Source organism: Brevibacillus sp. RS1.1, from assembly GCF_013284365.1.
In the GTDB taxonomy this organism is placed as follows: Bacteria; Bacillota; Bacilli; order Brevibacillales; family Brevibacillaceae; genus Brevibacillus; species Brevibacillus brevis_D.
Genome location: NZ_JABSVA010000002.1, coordinates 678,082 through 698,144, shown reverse-complemented (window position 1 = coordinate 698,144; position 20,063 = coordinate 678,082). Strand labels below are relative to the sequence as shown.

Genomic DNA, 20,063 nt, shown 5'->3' with positions numbered 1-20,063 from the left:
TCATATTTTTTTGTGAATATAATTAGATAATCTAACTAGAATGTGTGTAAATATTTGAAAAAGAGGTGTGCGATGTCACAGCGAAATTACTCACTCATGACGGCAATCCTATGTTGGTCTGGAATCGTCGTCATGTCGAGCTTATACGTTACGATTCCCCTTATGACCCTGTTTGCCGATCTTTTCAGTATTACGTTGACACAGGCTGCAGCAGTAGGCAGCGCATTTTCGGTTGGGTTTGCCATAGGGTGCCTGATTTACGGACCGTTGTCCGAAAAGTATGGCCGCAAGAACGTTATTGTGATCGGGATGATTGCCCTGGCTCTCTTTTCTTTGTTGCTTGGTAGTGCAAATGATTTCGTATGGATCATTGTACTCAGGGGCTTGCAAGGTGCTGCCGCTGCTACGTTCTCGCCTGTTGCACTCGCCTATGCTGTGGAAATGTTCCCTGCGGCAAAACGGGTAACGGCAATCGGATTTATCAGCACGGGATTTTTGGCGGCAGGAATCATTGGTCAAGTGCTCAGCACCATAATGAGTCAACAATACAGTTGGCACGCCGTATTCTATATGCTTGCTGCTATCTATTTCGTGACGCTGTTTGTGGTGATGAGGTGGCTGCCAAAAGAAGAGAGTCCCCTTGCTACCGTTAATATTTGGGAGCCGATTAAGCGAATTCCCTCCTTGTTCAAACAAAAAAATATTGTCTTGAGCTACATAATCGCTCTTGTATTGCTTATGTCTTTCGTTAATATGTATACAGTCTTGAGCAGTTATTTGGCGGGATCTGATTTTGGGCTTAGCAACAAGGAGATGCTGCTTGTTCGAACGATTGGTGTAGTGGGTATGCTCATTTCTCCGCTGGCGGGCGGGCTGGCAAAACGGTTTGGCTTACGTACCGTGCTCCGCTTCGGATTAGGTTTGGCAGTGGTCAGTATGGCTTCCCTCGGTATGATATCTAACTTGGCTCTTTTGATTGGTACGAGTGTGCTTTTCGTTGCTGGAATTGCGTTATCCGTTCCTTCCGTGATCTCGCTTGTTGGACAGCTAGGGGGCAAATCGCGGGGAATTGCGGTTTCTGTTTATACGTTTATCCTGTTTTCGGGAACAAGTCTTGGGCCGATATTGTCCATCCGATTAATGAATGTTGGAAGCTATGAACTTACTTTTGTCCTGCTTGCAATCGTACTAGGAATTGGTCTGTTGGCTGCATGCCTGATTCGCAGTGATTCTGCAGTTGAAAGTAGTAGCACAAAACCTCCTTCGCCACTAGCTTAGTGGTTGAGGAGGTTTTGTTGTTAGAAACGATGGCTGCTATTGATTGTTTTGTTGATTCAGCAAGCGTTCTCGCCGCTTATGCACGGCAATGAAAGCGGCAAACACGAGCAACAGACATCCTGTGAACAGAAACCCTTCCTCGATGGAGAAGGGCAGCCAACCTAAAAGGCCTGAGCCGACGACCACACCGAGAGAGAAAAAGGCGTATAAGTAACCGTGTGCTTTCCCCCGCAATTCTTGCGGCGTCGATTGAATGAGCATCGTATTGACAGAGGGAAACAAGAGAGCAAAGCCGATCCCATATAGTCCTAAAATGCAGTACAGTGCCAATGTCGTGTTGGATTGACCAATAAGCAGCTGACTCACGCCCATGAAGCCAATTCCGATGGACATCGTTTTGGAAGGGGCCACACGATCAAAAATCTGGTTGGTCGGAAGTACAAAAAGCAAGACGGCAATGATCCCAAAAGTGCTCATTAATGTACCGCTTAATTTCGAATCGTATCCAAGCGATTGCACATGCAAGGGCAAAAGATAAGCGATCACACCTTGTGAAAACATGAGCAAAAAGGCACCGCCGTAAGCCTTGATTATCCCAGCATTGAAGATCAAGGCTGAGGTCGGGACGTCCTTCTTAAGCTTCTCTTTCTTGCAAGCCTGAGTGGATTTCAGAAAAATGACGGACAGGATGGTTAGGAAAAAGCCCATAACAGCTACACATGTAAAGACAAAGGGTACGGAGGTTTTGCTTGCCATAATGCCGCTGAACGCAGGTCCGATAATCGCTGCGAGTCCCACAAAGGTACCAGTGAAGGCAACCTTTCGTCCTTGCTGCTCATGTGTCGTGTTATTCGCAGAAAAAGTAAAAGCAGCAGGAACGATCAAACCGGCGACAAATCCGTGAATGATTCGCACGATAATCAACAGAAACGGCTGATCGACGATGTGATACAGCAGCAAGGCACAGCTGGATAAAACCAAGCCGATCAACAGTGGTTTGGATGGACCAACCTTATCTGTCAGTATGCCTGAGATAATATTGCCAAAGGTATTCGCTAGCGAATACAGACCGATGACAAACCCTATAACAAATGAGCTGGCACCTACGGAAGCAGCAAATGTACTCATGACCGGCAGTTGCGAGAACAAATCAAAGAACGAGAAAAAAACGATGGCGTATACGAGCAGGGCATTGTTAAACGGCTTCAGAGGATACACATCCTGTGCCGTTTTCAGTCTGCGATCCAGAAAGAAGTTCCCAAACGGTACAAAAGCGGCGAGTATTGCAGCAAGAGACCAGAGCAGGCTCCATCTCACGCGAATGGCTGCAAAGAGTATCGCCAGAGCATACAAGCAAAATATCCCGCCGTGAATACTCCCTATGATGGTTACCGCTTTGTCTAAGCCCCACACGTATTTCAAGGGCATCGCGATGCCCATCAATACTAATAAAGAAAGGCCATCGAGTAGGCCTGTAAGACGTAAAAAGTAAATTGGATGTACCCGCACTTGTGACTCTCCTCATTTTTTATGAAGTAATGCCTCTATCCTACCATTTTTTTTGAGGAAGAAAGTGAACAAATTCGGGTCATTCCTGTGTCGATATCATGAGGGCGGTGTATTTCTTTTGCCGTGTTCTTAACTGTAATCTTCAATCAGGGAGACTTTTCCTTCTTTTATCATAAAAATCGATTTCCCTTTTAATTGGAGCGTATCTCCAGCCTTAAGTCCGTTTGGCAAATCAATCGCGAGTGTTCCTTCATAATCAATTTGCACTTCTGCTTTGTCATCCATCACGAGGCAGGCGATAATCGTCTGACGCCGACTCGAGAAAATTTTCGCAGACTTTTCAGCTAGCTCTCTAAACGCTTCTATTCCTTTTGTTTCTGTGTTCAGTTCACCGTTGGAATAATTCCTGAACACAATATCCGTATGCAAGAGTCTCGCCATACCTTCGACTTCAAATGAATTGTAGGCCTGCACATAATTTTCGATGATTCCTTTTACCTCTTCATTCGTCATGGTCATGCTCCTCTTCAGGGATATATCAAGCGTATTCCTAAGGATTCGTTTAGATGCAGCTGTTCTCCTCTCATAACGATAGGAGAACAAACCATCGACGCCCAATCGCAATACTATCGAGGTGTTGGTCTTCTGTATAGGAGTGACATTTTATTGGCGATTGTTTACAATTTACTCGTGAAAAGTTCGTCCTAACAAATAGGGGTGGCGAGGTGTCCCGATGAAGAGTCAAAATCCCGAATCTAACAAAATCGTTGGTCAAACGGCAGCGACAGGCTTCCAGGTAGGTGTACGCAGGACGATGCCCATTACCCCAGAACAGGCTTGGGCGTTTTTAACCTCGTCCGAAGGGGCGAAGTTATGGCTTGGAGATGTAGCGAACCTTACCTTTAGCGAGGGGGAGACCTTTACTTCCAGCGATGGGATATCGGGTCAATTTCGTGTTGTGAAGCCGTTCCGGCAGTTTCGTTTAAAGTGGTCGATGAAGGACTGGGAAAAGCCGTCCACATTGCAAATCCGGCTGATATCCGACAAGCCTGATCGAACGACCATTAGTTTTCATCAAGAGAACTTGGATCATATGAATACAAGGGAGCAAATGAAGCTTCATTGGGAAGAAGCTCTGAATGAAATCAGGCAAAATGTCTCCATGATGGAGAGGGAATAAGCTTATAAACTGCACCTCCCGTTTCTATGTTTCACAATGGGGTGCAGTTTTTTTGGATCACCTATTGTGGAAAGGCAAACCTAACTTCCCTGTTATTGGTATAATTGAGGGAAATAAAATAATTAGGGTGAGATGATGAAATGTTTTCTTTTCATAAAATCAGCAACAATGTTAGCAATCATGGGCTGTTATTTTTCCGGCGTACCAACGATGAATGAAAAAACAGGTATCGTGACAACTGCATTTGCAGCGGAACCCGCTTCTTATCTTACAAAGGAACAGGCTATCTCACTCATGAAAAAGATACCTATCGATATGAAGGGTTACGTTGTGGAAGATATTTATTTTAACGAGACCGTCGCTTTTGGTCAAAACGGAGCGGTTTGGACGAGTTATTGGGTCAAAGATAAAGACGGGACTGAAAGCTTATTCATAGATGTAGACGCAACAACAGGCAAGTTGGTCCAGTTTACAAAAGCTACAGTTGATAAGCCAAAAGAAACGGCTGTGAACATCATTTCAGAAAAAGATGCTTTGAAAAAGGCAGAAGCATTCGTAAATTCAGTTGCCCCTGAGGTGCAAGGGCATATTTCCAAGGCAGACGAATATCAGGTTGACGATTCCCTTCCTCCGCGGGTAATGGATCATGTTTTTCATTTTGTTCGCGTAGAAAATGACATTCCATTCTTGGAGAACTATCTTCAGGTAATCGTCGATTCTCAAGGTGAAATCGGTTCTTACAGTCGCCAATGGTACAATGGAGAGCTGCCATCTCCTGTTCCAGCCATATCAGCGGAGGAGGCAAATAGACGGTGGGACGAGTCGGTGAAGCCAGCCCTTCATTATGTATATACAGGAGAGCAGATCGGAAAATATGGATTGCCCCATAGAAAAATGATTTTGGCATATGCTTACGATGAAAAAGCATCGGTCTTTATCGATGCGATGACAAATCAACCCATGACGATTTTGGGGGAGAGTATTCAGCAGTCGCGAATCCCACTAGGAACATCAACAAGAGCGTTGGGCAAGGAACGCAAAAGGCTGATAGATGATGAAAAGAGAGAGAAAGCCGACGAGATTGCACGTACGATGTTCCAAGCCATACCTGATCGTCAAACAAAGGTTGGGGGCAGTACTGGGATATCATGGAATGGATTTGGGGAGGTTAGCTCCAGCAGTGCAAAGTCTTACTATTATGCTCGTCCAGCCCAAGGAAAAGAAAAGGCAATGAAGTTCCAGTTAGGGATGGATGATTACGGAGAGGTTACGATATTTTCGGTGGAGGAAGAACATTCTGAAATAGAGGATCGAATCTATCCCAATCCCATTCCTTACGAAAAAGCAGAAGCAGCTGCAATCGATTTTATGAGGAAGCTCTTTCCTGATCGACAAGGAGAGCTGTATGTGATCCATCTTCCCCCAACAGAAGAGAGCAAAAAATGGCTGTTTGAGAGAAATGGCGGCTACTGTATTACTTTTGGTTGGTTAAAGCAAGGAATACCTGTCCAAAGCCTCGAAACGGAGGTAATCGTAGATCCTGTAAATGGAGAGGTAAAGGGGATACACACCCTTCCAGCCTATCAACCACTCGAGATGATTCAGGTACAAAAACCTAGAATCGATGAACAAAAAGCAAAGCAGGTAGAAAAGGAAAACAAGGAGCTTCGACTCACCTATTTCATGCCATATCCAGAATGGCGACAGGGAACCTATCTGGTTAGTCGTGAGCCAAAGCTGGTTTACAGAATGGTAGGAGACGATGGTGTGGTTGATGCGGATTCTGGAGAATGGGTGAGCTATACGGCTTACAAGCAATCAAAAATTCCAGAGGATATTGCTGCGCACCCTCACTATTTGGCGCTTTTGTACGCTGTGAAAGACGGTTATTTTCCTGTCACAAAAAGCAAGCTTGATCCTGATCAGCCTGTCACCCGTGGAGAGTTTCTACGCATTGTGCTCAAAGCCCAGGAGTCCTACGACTTCTTTCCAGACTATTATGAAGTAGCGGGGGAGGAGCAGTTTTTTACGGATATCGATAAAGGTCATCCCCTCTATGAAACCGTGAAAGATGCGATAGAAAGAGGTTTAATACAAGCTAGCGCCGGTAATAAGCAATTCGATCCAGATCGCAATCTCACAAACGCGGAAGCAAAAGACATGATTTCCAGGTTGCTACAGAGGAGCGGAGAAAAGAACGGAGCTTTATCAGTTGCCGGGCAGCCTACTAAGATTTTGACAAAGGCTGATGTAGCTCGTTTATTGATGGAATTGAAATTCTATGCGAGAAGCACAGAGCAAGAGTAGGGATGCAGTTGGGTTCCCACTTTTTACGCGTTTGCTCCGAACCCAAGCACTTTTTTTGCTTTTTGTTCATTTCCACTCACTCTGGAAATTGAAGTAAAATAGATGAGTAATCCTATGATTTGCACAAACCAACAGAAGAGGTGTGACGATGGTAGAAGAGTTGTCGAATTACCTAAAAGAATGTGACATAGAAGTGGTTGCTGCGGAGGATTTCGGGGTACCTGCTACAAAGGAAGATAAGCACAGCATTTTGGTTCTGCCAAGCTATAATATACTAGAGATGATAGAAGAAGCAGTGGACGAAGAGGGGTCACTCTCTGATTATGTACATAAACAGCTAGAGGAGGTTCACGGCTTATCTGTGGAGGATGTCTTTCGGCGAATTGTGAAATCTCGCCTTTTGTATACAGACATTGAATCCGAGCTGAAAAGTTTGGAAGGAAAGAACTTTGAAGGCATCTATCAGGCATATTCCCTCATATGGGAAGGTAACGAGCTGATCAATGAACAACTCAGTGAAACAGATAAGGAGTCCTTCCGCATAAGTGAGAAATGGGTGCAGGATCGATTACAAGATGACGCCCTGATTGTCCTGGAATTGCCGAAAGCATCCGGCTATGAAGCACCGTTGTGGGTCCCAATGGGCGGCTATAATGAATGCCCACTGCCCGTTTACCAGTCCGTTATCGTAAAGCACTGGCAGGAGGCTTATGGGATCAAGATTCTCGCTGTGACAGAGGATACGTGGATTTTTCAAGCCGGTTCAAGACCGCAGACCTACGAGGAGGCAATTAAGCTGGCAAAAGAGCATTTCATCTTTTGTCAGTACGTCTTGGATGAGCTTCCTTCATTAGGGCATTACGCGGATTATTTAATGAAACAGGATGTATGGCATTTTTGGTGGGATTAACCCGCCATATTCCTGAAATATCTCCCGTGTTCCGACAATAAACATAACAAGATACCAAAGAACACTGGGGGAAGGGATGAGCAAATCATGCCTCAAGGAATACATGATGTGGAGCTGAACCAGCCCATCGGGGCGGTATGGCAGTTTGTGAGTATAGTGGAGAATTGGGTTCCACTGGTACCTGGCTACATCAGCCACGAGGTAATCAATGAACGTCGTGTCGCTTGGACGTTTACAGGCGATATCGGCATCATGAAGAAGACCATCAGTCTGCAAGTGGATATCACCGAATGGACGCCTCCGGCCGAGGTGAGGTTTACCTTGACCGAGATTAGTGGGAATTTTACCGGTCATGGCTACTTCAAAGCAAAGGCATTGGGGGAGGCACGGACGAAAATGACGGGGTGTCTGGATATCACCGCACACGGTGTGAAGGGTCCTATGATTAATTCAATTCTAAAATCCAATCTGCCCAAGACAACGAGAGAGCTTGTTGAGGCTATTGGAAAACGTATAACGAAATAGCATCCTTGCCACCAAAACGAAACACGCCAGCGCGGCGTGTTTTTTTGTGTCATGCACGATTGGGAGATAATAAAGGCATTCACCTCTGATCGAGAAAGGAGATTCCTCCATGAAAGAAACCAAAGTCACGTATGCGTCCATCGATGAATATATTTCGACGTTTGCTCCCGAGGTTCAGGAGATTTTGCAAACGCTCAGGGGAGTAATAAAGGAGATGGCCCCGGATGCGAAGGAAAAGATCAGCTACCAGATGCCTACCTTTGCCCTCCATGGAAATCTGGTGCATTTTGCTGCTTTCAAAAATCATATCGGTTTTTATCCATCCCCAGGTGGTATAGAGGAATTCAAAGAGGAAGTGAAGGAATATCACAAGTCGAAAGGGACATTGCAATTTCCGATCAATCAGCCCTTACCTTATGATCTGATTAGGAAAATCGTCCAATACCGTGTAGCGAGCAACTTGAAAAAAGCAGAGAGTAAATCAAAAAGTCGGCGGAGTTGACGCTTAGAGACAGCGGTACATATAATTTCTTTATGACGATTCCAATTGTAACCACCAAACTGTATATGCCCCCGCCACGGTTGAAGACCGTTACCCGTCATCGACTAATCGAGCAGTTAAACGAGGGCCTAAACCGTAAACTGACGGTCATTTCAGCACCAGCAGGCTCCGGGAAAACAACACTTGTCAGTGAATGGCTTGCTAGCGGTGATCGACCCTTCGCCTGGATTTCCATGGATGAAGGGGATAATGACCCTGCGCATTTTTTTACATATCTCTTCACAGCGCTGCAAAATATTGGCCCGAATATTGGATCGGGCATATTTCCTTTGCTCCATTCTCCTCAACCTCTACCAATCGAGTTAATGATCTCGACTCTGCTTCATGAAATAATCGCAATACCCAACCCTTTTGTTCTTGTCCTCGATGATTACCACGTTTTGAAAACGGGGCCGCTTGATGATGCTATCTCATTCCTGCTTGAACGCATGCCACCGCAGATGCATCTGGTAATTGTGACCCGTGAGGAACCACGACTGCCTCTTGCCCGCCTACGAGTACGGAACCAATTGAATGAAGTCCGCGCATCCGATTTGCGCTTCACCTATTCGGAAGCAGCTGAATTTCTGGAGAAAGTGATGGGGTTGGAGCTATTACCAGAAAACATCGCTCTGCTCGAAGCCCGCACAGAAGGCTGGATTGCCGGTCTACAGTTAGCTGCTCTTTCCATCAAAGAACAAATAGATGTCACAACCTTCCTTCCAACTTTTTCGGGCAGTCATCATTTTATTCTCGACTATCTGGTAGACGAAGTGCTTACCAAGCAATCTGCAAGCACTCAAGCATTCTTGCTGCATACATCCATCCTCGACCGATTATCTGGTCCTCTTTGTGACGCCGTTTTTAGTCAAAGTGATATGTGTTTAGGTTCAGGCCAGGAAACGTTAGAATTCCTCGAACGCGCCAATTTGTTTATCGTCCCGTTGGACAGCGAACGGCGTTGGTACCGCTATCACCACCTTTTTGCTGATTTGCTGAGGCAGAGGCTCCGACAGCGTGTTTCATCGATAACAGGAGAGGGCGAGCGAATTCTCGCAGAATTACACACCCGTGCAAGCATTTGGTATGAAGACAATGGTTTTGAAATGGAAGCTTTTCACCATGCAGTAGCAGCCAATGATCTATCGCGAGCAGCACGACTGGTGGAGGGCGAGAGGATGCCGCTGCTCTTTCGTGGAGGAGTAGTTCCTGTGCTGAACTGGCTGGAGTCGTTACCACGCGAGGAGCTGGATGTAAGGCCAGCGCTGTGGGTGATGTACGCCTCAGCATTGCTGATGACTGGTCAAATAACTGGCGTTGAACCGAAATTGCTAGCCGCTGAAAAAGCAATGCAAGGTATGGGCCAAGATGCAGGGGCTAGAGATACTCTTGGGCATATCGCTGCTATACGTGCCACATTGGCTGTGAGCATGCACCAATCAGAGGACATCATAGCTGAGGCCAAGAGAGCCTTAACGTACCTACACCCCGACAACTTGCCTGTCCGCACAGCCACTACTTGGTCGCTGGGGTATGCTTATCACCTCCAAGGGAATCGTACCGCAGCTACCAAGGCTTACCAGGAGGCATTATCGATCAGTAAGAAGATTGGCCATGTTGTGATCACCATGATGGCTACGCTTGGACTAGCGAAGCTACAGGAGGCAGATAATCAGCTCCATATGGCGGCTGAGACTTACCAGCATGTACAAAAATTGGCGGGTTCTCCACCGTTGCCAGTTGCTTGTGAAGCGCATCTGGGTTTGGCCCGGATTTTTTATGAATGGAACGACCTGCATACAGCGGAGCTTCATGGTCAACAGTCCATTCAATTAGCAAGTCAGCTGGAACAAACGGATAGAGTCGTAGCAGCGCAGGTGTTTCTCGCACGACTGAAGCTAGCACAGGGAGACGTTAGCGGAGCGGCTACCATGCTTGCAAATGCTGAGTATGTGGCTCGCAAACAAGGCTTTGTCATGCAGATGCCTCCTATTGCCGAAGTACAAGTCCTTATTTTGCTTCACCAGGACAACCTGACAGCGGCAGCCCGATTGGCACTGAGGCACGACCTTCCCATACTCCAAGCCCGTGTTTTTCTGGCACAGGGAGATACGTCCGCAGCACTTGCGGTGCTCGAGCCATTACTCGTGCAGGCGGAGGCAAAACAGATTGAAGATGAACGGCTCAAAATCATGCTTTTGCAAGCGGTTGCTCTGCAAGTGCAGGGTGATCAAGCAAAAGCTGCGCAAATATTGAAAGACGTATTGGTGATAGCGGAGCCGGGTGGCTTCATTCGCACATTTGTCGAAGAAGGTAGCCCGATGAAAAGAATATTGCACGATGCGACAGTCCATAGAACGATGCCACGCTATATAGAAAAACTGCTTGCAGAATTCGAGTCCCACCATGCTGATTCCCTGATCGAGCCGCTTAGTGAGCGAGAGCTTGAAATTTTGCAGCTCATCGAAAAAGGATTATCGAATCGTGACATTGCCCAACAGCTGTTCCTCGCACTCAGCACGGTGAAAGGGCATAACCGGAATATCTTTGACAAGCTGCAGGTACAGCGGCGTACGGAAGCAGTCGCACGGGCTCGCCAGTTGGGCTTGTTGTAAATTTCCAAAAACAATACTTAAGTATCTGTATACCAATACCGTGCTCCCGCTATACTCATGGCAAAGTGGATAGGGGAGATGCCAATGAGAGCCGTGATATGTACAAAATACGGATCGCCAGATGTTTTGGAGATAAGAGAAGTAGAACAGCCTATACCTAAGGATAATGAAATTCTGATAAAAATTCATGCCACAACGGTTACTTCTGGAGACTGTAGAATACGCGCCTTCGAAAGTCCGTTTTTGCTCTGGATTCCCATGCGCCTCGTGCTCGGCCTCACCAAACCGAGAAATCCGATTCTTGGTGTGGAGCTATCTGGAGAAGTCGAAGCGATCGGCAAACATGTGAAACGATTTAAAAAAGGAGACCACGTCTATGCATTAAGCGGGATGCGATGCGGTGCGCACGCGGAGTACATCTGTCTGCAAGAAAACACAATCGTGGGCTTAAAGCCGATAAATGTAACACATGAAGAAGCCGCTGCGATTCCTTTTGGGGGAACGACTGCCTTGCATTTTTTTCGAAAAGGAAAGCTGCAAAAGGGACAGAAAGTGCTGATCTACGGGGCTTCTGGGTCGGTAGGGACCGCCGCGGTACAGCTTGCCAAGTATTGGGGGGCTCAGGTGACAGCGGTATGTAGCTCCGCCAATTTCGATTTGGTGAAATCGTTGGGGGCCGATACCGTCATTGATTACACGAAAGAGGATTTTACGAAAAAAGAAGAGCGGTATGACGTTATATTTGATGCGGTTGGGAAAGCAACGAAGTCCCATTGTGTAAAAGCATTAGTGCCCAACGGGATATTCCTGACAGTGGATGGGCTAGGGATTGCGAAGGTGCGGACGGAGGATTTGGTTTTCCTCAAAGAGTTGATGGAGGCAGGGAAGATAAAAGCGGTTATTGATAGACGTTATTCGCTGGAACAAGTACCGGAGGCTCATCGGTATGTGGAGACAGGGCGGAAGAAGGGGAATGTAGTGATTAGGGTGGAAGAGGTTAAAAAGGAAAATTGAAAAAGAGGAAATAACTGTATTATGATAGTTTTAGGGAAGGCGTTCCTCGGCCTTCTTTTTTTATTGTCTACTACTTGCGAAGGATTAGGAGAATGATATGGGGGCAACAGGTAAAGAAATCACAAGGTATTTCAGGAGCGTAGTCGCGGCGAATACTCAGACTGGCATTGATTTTAAGGTGGACCCCTTTTATATTTTGCATCCAGTTGAGCTTATCAACGGACAGATAGAAGCGGACGTCTGTAATAAAATCTTTTTGGAAGTAAACAAGGGTTTTGCAAATGAAGAAAACAAGTCTCAAAAGGACACGATCAATGTCCTGATTTGCGCCAAAACAGTGAAAACTGTCTTTGAGTCTAATGTCAAGGTTCAAGAAGAAATAGAAGAATTGACTGGCCTATTCTTTATTCCAGCGATTCTTCATAGAGATGGAAAGTTTAGATATGATAGCAGCGATAAGAAACTGCCATGGTTTCCAAGAGAGTACCTTCAGCCCATGGTGGAGCCAAAGCTGTCTGTTGGCTATGCGGATGAGGTTGACCAATTTATTAGTAACCATGTAGATCGAATAGAACAACTCAAGACATGGTCCAATTACGTTGAATTTTTCAAAGCGTTTTATGAGTCTATTACCGGAGCTAAATTCGAACAAAACGAAATTCCAAATCGAGGAGGCGATGATCTACCGATCGAGTTGGAGAGTAATGTGTATCTCTTTATTGATAACACGGTAAATTCTACCTATCATGTAATGAATTTGTACAACCATTTACTGGAGAATGACCTACCTAAGGGTCTATATGAACGTTTCATTTCAACCAAGCCTGCTACTCTTGATTCCCTAATCGAGAATAGTCTGTCGAATATGAAGCTGCACGCTGGTCAAATGGGGGGAGAATTTCCTTTATCCCCTTCGCAAAGAGAGGCAGTCAATCATTTTAATCACATGAGAGACGGCGATATTCTGGCAGTCAATGGGCCACCAGGTACGGGGAAAACGACTCTCCTGCAATCTATCGTTGCTGATCTATATGTCAAAAGGGCAATAAAGAAAGAAAAAGCGCCGCTTATTGTAGCGACCTCGACGAACAATCAAGCGGTTACGAACATAATCGCTTCATTTGGAAAAATAAGTAACGTTGGGCTTTCTAATCTAGAGGAACGTTGGATTGAAGGGGTAACTAGTTTTGCTACATATTTTCCATCGGGACAAAAAGAAAAGGAAGCACGAAATAATGGTTATCAATTCACGAATTCTAGAGGAGAGCATTTTGTTGCCAGTGTTGAAGCGAGAGAAAATCTCGAAAAATCAAAGAGCAAACTGCTACAAAATTGCAATCAATATTTTGAAACGGAATATGTACAAGTAGCTGACTGCCAAACAAAGCTACACGAAGAATTAATGTTTTTTGAAGAGAGAAAACAAGCCTTACTGGTATTGTGTGACACGTTAAATCAATTTGAATGCAATGGGGAGCGAATAGATAGCTACCTCCATTTGTTGGAGGAAGGGATCGAGCGGGTTCAAAAGTCGATTCGAGAAATTCCTAAGAGAGTAAAGGAGTGGGAAGGCTGCTATAAAAAGATTCCATTTTTCTTTAGATGGTTCTCGAAGCGTGTACAAACAGAGTTCACGCTATTCATGAACGAAGAAGAGTGGACTTTCTTGCAAGGCACTATGAAGCTAATCGAAATCAAAGAAATGTACAGCGTGCGCCTTGCTGAATATAATCAAAAGCTAACGGATCTCCAAAAGAAACGAGATGCTGTACTGAAATGGATCGAGCGGTATGATAACGAATTACAGCTATTAAATCAACATGGAGTCGAATGGCATGATGACGAAACAAGCAAATATGATGTTTCAATTGATAGGACGAACGACCTGATAGATAAAAAGATTCGATACGTAGAGTTTTGGCTAGCTGTTCATTATTTTGAATGTCGGTGGGTAAACGGGGAGGATGCATTAACCGAGAAGCAAGTTGGAAAATCTTTTAAGAATGTTTTGGAGAAGTTCTATAACCGGCTTGCGATGATTACTCCCTGTCTGGTGATGACTTTTTTCATGCTTCCGAAACAATTCTTAGCATATGGTGACCAAACTAATTTTTTTCTTTATAACTACATCGATTTGTTAATTGTGGATGAGGCGGGGCAAGTATCTCCAGAAATCGGTGCAGGTGCATTTGCTCTGGCAAAAAAAGCGATCGTTGTTGGGGACGTTTATCAAATTGAGCCAGTATGGAGCATAAACCGGGCATTGGATAAAGCACTTGCACTTTCCAGTGGAGCGATACATGAATTGGCCAGGTATGAGCAATTGGAATTATGCGGGTTAAATGGATATGGCTCAAGCGTGATGAGAGTGGCTGCAAAAAGCTGCCGCTATCAAAAGTATGAAGAGAGGGGATTGTTTCTATCTGAGCATCGTCGCTGTTATAACGAAATAATTGATTATTGTAACAAGCTGGTTTACAAAGGGAATTTGGAGCCTAAACGAGGAAAAGGCACGGAGCATGCGGGGCGAGCCATAAAACAGTGGCCTCAAATGGGATATCGACAGATCAACTCTGAAAACTCTAGCAAGCAAGGAACGAGTCGATACAATCGACAGGAGGCAGCCAAGATAGCTGAATGGTTGAACGATCATTTTGCACTCATTCAGGCTGCATATCCAAAGGAAGCAGAGCACAATTTGCTTGGAATCATTACTCCGTTTAAGGCACAGGTTCGATGCATCCAAACAGAAATTGCAAAGCAAGCTCCTCATTTACGTTCGAAGATAAGTGTCGGTACTGTGCATACTTTCCAAGGGGCAGAACGAAATGTCATTCTCATGTCCACAGTATATGGAAGGAACGAAGGATGCTTTTTTATTGATGCAAACAAGAGTTTAATGAATGTTGCAGTGTCTAGGGCGAAAGATCACTTTTTTGTATTTGGCGATAACCAGTGTTTGAAAGACGAGCCAAGTAGTGCAAGTGGGTTGCTTATGGCAAGTCTAGCGGGGAATTCAATATAGAAATGTAAGAAAAAGTCGCCTAGGTATCATCTTTCAATACCTGAGCGACTTTTTACGTTCAAGCCCTACTCATTTCTCCACGCGAGCGCCAGCGTCCCCATCCCAGCATGCGCCCCAATCGTAGAACTGATCGGCCCAACCAACACCTCGACATCGGCGTACTTGCTCTGAATGTTCTCTTTCAGTTCCAGCGCTTTGTCCAAGACGTTGCCATGCAAAATCTGCACGTGCTTCACGGAGTAGTTCTGTTTGGCGTTCTCCAGCTGTTCCAGCATGCGTTTGACCGCTTTTCCTTCGGTACGAACCTTTTCATATACTTCAAACAACCCATCCTTAATTTGGAAAATCGGCTTGATCTGAAGCAGATTGCCGATGAAATATTGCAAACCGGTCATTCGGCCGCCCTTGTAAAACTGGTCGAGACTGCCGACCAGGATATAGTTCTCGAAAGATTTGTATTCTTCGCGCAAGGAAGCGGCAATCTCTTGGTAGCCTTTTCCTGCCTTGGCTTGCTCGATTCCGTTTAAGATAATCGAGGTAATCGGGTACGACATCAGCTTGGAATCTACCGACTCGACAGGGAAGTCTACCATCTTGGCTGCTGTTGCGCTTGTATTATAGGTTCCGCTCAGATCAGAGGAGAGGTGGACAGCAATCGCGCATTCATACTCTTCCTTTAATCGTTCGTAGAGCGACACAAATTTTCCTAAGCAAGGCTGCGACGTTTTGGGAGCATGATTGGCCTGCATAATTTTTTGATAAAGCTGTTCAGGAGCTAAATCAATGCCGTCTTCATAAGTGCCATCTTCAAAGATAATCTCCAGTGGAACGACGTAGATGTCATGCTCTTCCATGACGTGTTCAGGTATGAGCGCGGTACTGTCTGTAACCCAGGCAATTTTTTTCTTCAAGGAAACATGTCCTCCCCCAATTTAGTAGAAACCTTGCTATCTCTTTACTCTCGAAAGTTTTGGGTCATGGTTGTCCGAACCTGACGATGTATAAGTAAACTCGCATATATGTATCATAATACGGAAACTGTCGTTTTTTGTCGTAAATAGAAGAAGTTTTCTTGAACAAATGAAAAATCCCATGTTTCTTCGAGAGGAAGAGACATGGGATTTAGGATTTGTATCGTCTACTCAACTAACGGCTTGATTTTTGGAAACACCTTCAATGCTGTCTTGTAAAACACATCCTCGTGATATTCCGCTGGGATCAGGTCCTGTACAAACTGGATATACGACTTCACTGGTGCTAACGGCCAGTCTGTTCCGAACAAAAACTTGTCGTAATGATCACAATAGGTGATCGCGTGGCGCAGATGGGAGAAGAAGAGAGGAGATTCCGCGAGTCGCTTGCAATTGGCTGCGTCACCGACCATTAAGCCGGAGAGATCTGCAAACATATTGCGGTTTTTATAAACAACCTCTGCCCCATCGAGTACCCACGGGTCGCCAAAATGGGCCATCATGAAATTGACGTCTCGATGCTTCACCGCCACCTCGTCCAGTGTGAGCGGGTGGGAGTATTTTAAGAGCCCACGCTCTGAGTACGTATCGCCGGTGTGAAAGACGACAGGCACCTGGTATTTGGCAGCGAGTGCATAGACGGGATCGTAGACGCTATCATAGGCGTAGAAGGGATAGTAGCCCAGATAGATTTTCAACCCGACGACGTTGGGTTTTTGCAAATCAGCTTCCAAGCGTGCCACTGCTGCGTCATCCAGCTTGAACGGATTGATTCCCAGACAATAGACGAACTGTGGTGGCAACTCGTCTGTCAGGTCTAGTCCCATAGGAGTGAGAGCTTCCACATCGGGAAAGCCGTCTGGCTGAGTCTCTGTCAAGCCCATGCCTATCCCAAGAACCACGCCATTTTCGGCATATTCTTGCAAGAGACCAGCGACAGAGTAATCGACAAACGACTTTTCAGCTGCCGTCCGCTTGAATTCCTCGATATGGGATAAATGCATGTGCGCATCAATGATTTTCATTGTGAAGCCCTCCCTTATTTGGCAAAGCGAATCGTCCGTAAGTCAGATAAGGCATTGGATGGGAGCGTGTTGTCGGCAAACAGGAAAAAGACAGGCGGAGTAAAGGTCGTGCTGTTGTTTGGCAGATTCAGTTCGCGTATGACGGAAGCTACGGCCACTTCTTTGTTTGCGTATACTTGGAGGTCCGCAGTATCGAGGTCAGTAACGATATGCATCTGATCCTTGCTGTTAGCTCGCCCCAGAACATAATCGGAGACTTCAAGGACATCCAATTCACCTTGTGCCAGCGTGTAGTTGAGCTCCTCACCGTTTGTACCGACCGTTTTCAGCCATACCGCTGCGTCCTCGGTTCCTGTCTGCAAAAAGATGTCAGTGGCCAATTCTTTGCCAGCAAAGTACGTTCCGGTATTCTGCTCAATCTCTACGGTATGACAGAGGGCAGGTACTCCTGGCAGCAGCAAGTAATACTGGTGGCAAGTCAACCCGCGATACTTCTCCTGCTTTTTCACATGGTAGCTCACCTTGATTCCCTGCCACGCATTTTGCTTGTTGTCGACTAGCTCGACAAACGAAGCCGTCCGCTCTTCCTTAACCAATGAAAACGCACTTAACTCCTCCATATAGTTGCCGATTCCACCTGTCCATGGATTCCACCAAGATTTCGGCTTCCGCTCAGGGAAGGCGCTGTCCAGCCACTCCTGCCCATTGCTTGTGAGCGAGTAGAGTGTGGAGGCAAAATCTGGAGCTGCTTTGATCCGCAATCGTCCATTGTCGGCGATATAGACCTGCTGTCCCTCTTCCACTGTTTGCTCCTGGATGACCTTACCTTGACCGATTGGGAAAATGGCGCTCTGCAAATGCGACACATGCGTAGCAAAGCGTCCCTCTACTTGTACGAGGTCATATGGTTTTTCTGGCGTCTTGAAGGAGAAGCCAGATTCCGTCTCTTCCTCATCTTCTGTAAAGCTCTGCGTTTGTCCGGAGGCTGACTCACTCATAAGAGATGCCATCAGTTCTCCTTCCAAGTACTGCTGCTTGTACTCTTTCACCTGTACATCCACGTCTGTGCTTGAGACAAAAGGATTCTGCCCATTGGCACTCAACTCCAGGTGAGAGGTCAAGATCAGGTCTGCTGGCATAGGTTCCTTACGGGCAAAGGCGCGGAACTCTTTCCAGTCGGCATAGCCACCATGCGAGAAGTGGATCGGGCCGAACGATTTTTTTTCATGTGGGGCAAGCATGCCGAGATTGGTTTCCAGTGTGACATACCAGCCTTGAATGTCAAAACGGTATTCAGGAGGCCAGCACATTCCCCATGGGGCCGTTTTATCTTGTGTAAACAGCCAGTTTTCACTGACTAACTCAGCATCCCAATAATCCATATCGCTGCCATAGGAGGATGGTGTTTCAACATAAAGGCCTTGGTACGGCACAATGGGGCGGAGAAAACTGTGATGAAAGCCTTGGTTAAGCCAAAGCTCAGCAGCCAGCTTGTCAGCCGAGTGGTTTTCTATCTCCAATCCGTGTTCTACGGTGCCATCTCCGAACAGGAGCGTTTTGCTAACCAACGCTATTTGCGGGTAGGCACTGGAGTGATACGTCGCATGGATTCCGATCGCTCCCTTTTCAGCGATAAACGCAACTTTCTCGGCACGCTTCTTCGAGAACTCGCTGGAAAACGGTTTGCCGAGCTTGGGATAGTAGAGAGTAGTTGGGTCCCCGCCTGTCCCGCCGACAACGGTCATCTCATTATCTTCTTTGTTCAAGTAGAGCGAATGGCGGCCATGGTGAACTTGCCAAGCCTGTTCCGTTTCTCCCGACACCATCGCACCTAGCCCGGTAAAGGCAGCTCCGATTTTTTTGGCAAAAGAAACCGCTCTGCCATCTGCGAGTTTTGTCTCCACCTGTACGTTGGCTTCGTAAAAGCCGTGTTCATACAGGTCAGCGTTAAGCGGAAGCGAAATGCGCTCTTTGCCGGACAGTTTTAGTATGTGAAGGTGCTCTTGTAAGCTGAAAAATGAGCAAGCGGGCAGCTTGAATGAAAATTCCGCTTCTTCCGCAAAGTTGTTTTCCACGTCCAAATAAAACAGTTTTGTCTGTCCCGGATAGGAGAGGCCAGGTACATGCAAGGAAAGGGTAGCAGGAAACTTGGGAAGGATTCCTACCTCAAATAGCGCTGCCTTGCCGTTGATCAGCAGGTGGGTGCAGACACGCGGATGCGTGCGCCAGATGCTTTGCTCTTCTGCGATTGGATCGACAAAAAAGGTTGCAGACAGCGTGGTATCCCCTGTCACAGCCAGCTCGTGCTGATAATCAAAGCGGATCGTGTCGCTCGGTTGCCCGTTTAACGAAATTTGTAACGGCTTGCCTGATTTGTTGATGATCCGGTAGTGAATCTGATATTCCCGTCCAAAGACCAGCTCCAACTTTTCCACTTCGGCGGACACGAGATAATCTTCTGTCTCGATGAGGCGCATGCCTCGACCGCGCCGCTCAAACTCCACGCGCAAGCTCTGTTCTCCTTTTGCCCAGGAGTATGTGAAGTAATCAAAGCCGTTTTCCTTGCGTCCATCCGGCTCTACGACGATCTCCCGCGTGGAGTCCTGATACCAGTCAAGTTCTTCAAAATAATGGGCGATTGCTTCGGTACGGAGCACAGAAGGAATCATGTTCATCAGATGGGTGGCGTCGTCCCGGTCTTCCCAGAAAAAGCCGAACTTCTTATACAACGGAACAGCCTTCGTGTTTCCTGCCCACGTATACAGATCAAGTCTCGGCCAGCCGAGCTCAATCGTTTTTTCCAGCGCGCATGAGAGTAGCATCCGGCCGACCTTTTTTCCGTGATAGTCGGGACGTACATTGAGCAACGGGATGTAGAGGGCGCCGGTATCTTCCCGATATTCGGCCAGGCTGCAATAACCAACGACCGTTTCACCTTCCATTGCGAGATAGACAGTGATAGCGTCAGAGGCTGCCTCTTCTTGTCTGATTTGTTCGGCTGTCGTAATCGAATTTCCGCCTCCCCAGCTATCTCGGCTGGCATTCCACATATCTGCGACCGCTGCGGCTAGCTCAGGGCGGTAGGTGACAATTGAGATTGATGCTTCCATGCTTGTTAACACCTCGATTACATTGTTAAATGATGTATCTTATAAGAGTTGTA

General features: G+C 46.4%; 14 protein-coding genes. 9 read left to right on the top strand and 5 right to left on the bottom strand.

The window, feature by feature from the left end:
- The first annotated feature begins 72 nt into the window (after positions 1-72).
- The gene (locus tag HP570_RS08825) at positions 73-1,278 is read left to right on the top strand and encodes an MFS transporter (RefSeq protein ID WP_173606498.1); all 1,206 of its coding nucleotides are present in this window, start codon (positions 73-75) and stop codon (positions 1,276-1,278) included.
- Between the two features lie 36 nt (positions 1,279-1,314).
- On the opposite strand, the gene HP570_RS08820 is transcribed toward HP570_RS08825, so the two are convergent.
- On the bottom strand, positions 1,315-2,787 hold the full coding sequence (locus tag HP570_RS08820; RefSeq protein WP_173625491.1) for an MFS transporter: 1,473 nt from the start codon (positions 2,785-2,787) through the stop codon (positions 1,315-1,317).
- A 129-nt stretch (positions 2,788-2,916) separates the two neighbouring features.
- Positions 2,917-3,300 (bottom strand): nuclear transport factor 2 family protein, encoded by a 384-nt coding sequence (locus HP570_RS08815; protein ID WP_173625490.1) that lies wholly within the window; start codon positions 3,298-3,300, stop codon positions 2,917-2,919.
- A 220-nt stretch (positions 3,301-3,520) separates the two neighbouring features.
- Here HP570_RS08815 and HP570_RS08810 point away from each other — a divergent pair, with 220 nt between their 5' ends.
- The 8 genes from HP570_RS08810 to HP570_RS08775 all read left to right on the top strand — a co-directional run bounded on the left by HP570_RS08810 (position 3,521) and on the right by HP570_RS08775 (position 14,904).
- Positions 3,521-3,967 carry an SRPBCC family protein gene (locus tag HP570_RS08810; RefSeq protein ID WP_173625489.1) on the top strand — a complete coding sequence of 149 codons (447 nt, stop codon included), beginning with the start codon at positions 3,521-3,523 and terminating at the stop codon, positions 3,965-3,967.
- Between the two features lie 210 nt (positions 3,968-4,177).
- Positions 4,178-6,274 carry an S-layer homology domain-containing protein gene (locus tag HP570_RS08805; RefSeq protein ID WP_173625488.1) on the top strand — a complete coding sequence of 699 codons (2,097 nt, stop codon included), beginning with the start codon at positions 4,178-4,180 and terminating at the stop codon, positions 6,272-6,274.
- Between the two features lie 148 nt (positions 6,275-6,422).
- Positions 6,423-7,184 carry a DUF4253 domain-containing protein gene (locus tag HP570_RS08800; RefSeq protein ID WP_173625487.1) on the top strand — a complete coding sequence of 254 codons (762 nt, stop codon included), beginning with the start codon at positions 6,423-6,425 and terminating at the stop codon, positions 7,182-7,184.
- A gap of 87 nt (positions 7,185-7,271) precedes the next feature.
- Positions 7,272-7,709: an SRPBCC family protein gene (locus tag HP570_RS08795; RefSeq protein WP_173625486.1), complete on the top strand. Its 438-nt coding sequence runs from the start codon at positions 7,272-7,274 to the stop codon at positions 7,707-7,709.
- Between the two features lie 109 nt (positions 7,710-7,818).
- Positions 7,819-8,211 (top strand): iron chaperone, encoded by a 393-nt coding sequence (locus HP570_RS08790; protein WP_173625485.1) that lies wholly within the window; start codon positions 7,819-7,821, stop codon positions 8,209-8,211.
- A 32-nt stretch (positions 8,212-8,243) separates the two neighbouring features.
- Positions 8,244-10,865: a winged helix-turn-helix domain-containing protein gene (locus HP570_RS08785; protein ID WP_173625712.1), complete on the top strand. Its 2,622-nt coding sequence runs from the start codon at positions 8,244-8,246 to the stop codon at positions 10,863-10,865.
- Positions 10,866-10,949: 84 nt separating this feature from the next.
- On the top strand, positions 10,950-11,879 hold the full coding sequence (locus HP570_RS08780) for an NAD(P)-dependent alcohol dehydrogenase (RefSeq protein ID WP_173625484.1): 930 nt from the start codon (positions 10,950-10,952) through the stop codon (positions 11,877-11,879).
- A gap of 97 nt (positions 11,880-11,976) precedes the next feature.
- Positions 11,977-14,904, top strand: a complete 2,928-nt coding sequence (locus HP570_RS08775) for a DEAD/DEAH box helicase (protein WP_173625483.1) — start codon at positions 11,977-11,979, stop codon at positions 14,902-14,904.
- A gap of 65 nt (positions 14,905-14,969) precedes the next feature.
- Here HP570_RS08775 and HP570_RS08770 read toward each other — a convergent pair whose 3' ends face one another.
- The 3 genes from HP570_RS08770 to HP570_RS30110 form a co-directional block, all read right to left on the bottom strand.
- Positions 14,970-15,815: a DegV family protein gene (locus HP570_RS08770; protein ID WP_173625482.1), complete on the bottom strand. Its 846-nt coding sequence runs from the start codon at positions 15,813-15,815 to the stop codon at positions 14,970-14,972.
- A gap of 227 nt (positions 15,816-16,042) precedes the next feature.
- Positions 16,043-16,900, bottom strand: a complete 858-nt coding sequence (locus tag HP570_RS08765; RefSeq protein ID WP_173625481.1) for an amidohydrolase family protein — start codon at positions 16,898-16,900, stop codon at positions 16,043-16,045.
- A 14-nt stretch (positions 16,901-16,914) separates the two neighbouring features.
- The gene (locus HP570_RS30110) at positions 16,915-20,010 is read right to left on the bottom strand and encodes a GNAT family N-acetyltransferase (protein WP_173625480.1); all 3,096 of its coding nucleotides are present in this window, start codon (positions 20,008-20,010) and stop codon (positions 16,915-16,917) included.
- Between the last annotated feature and the right edge of the window lie 53 nt (positions 20,011-20,063).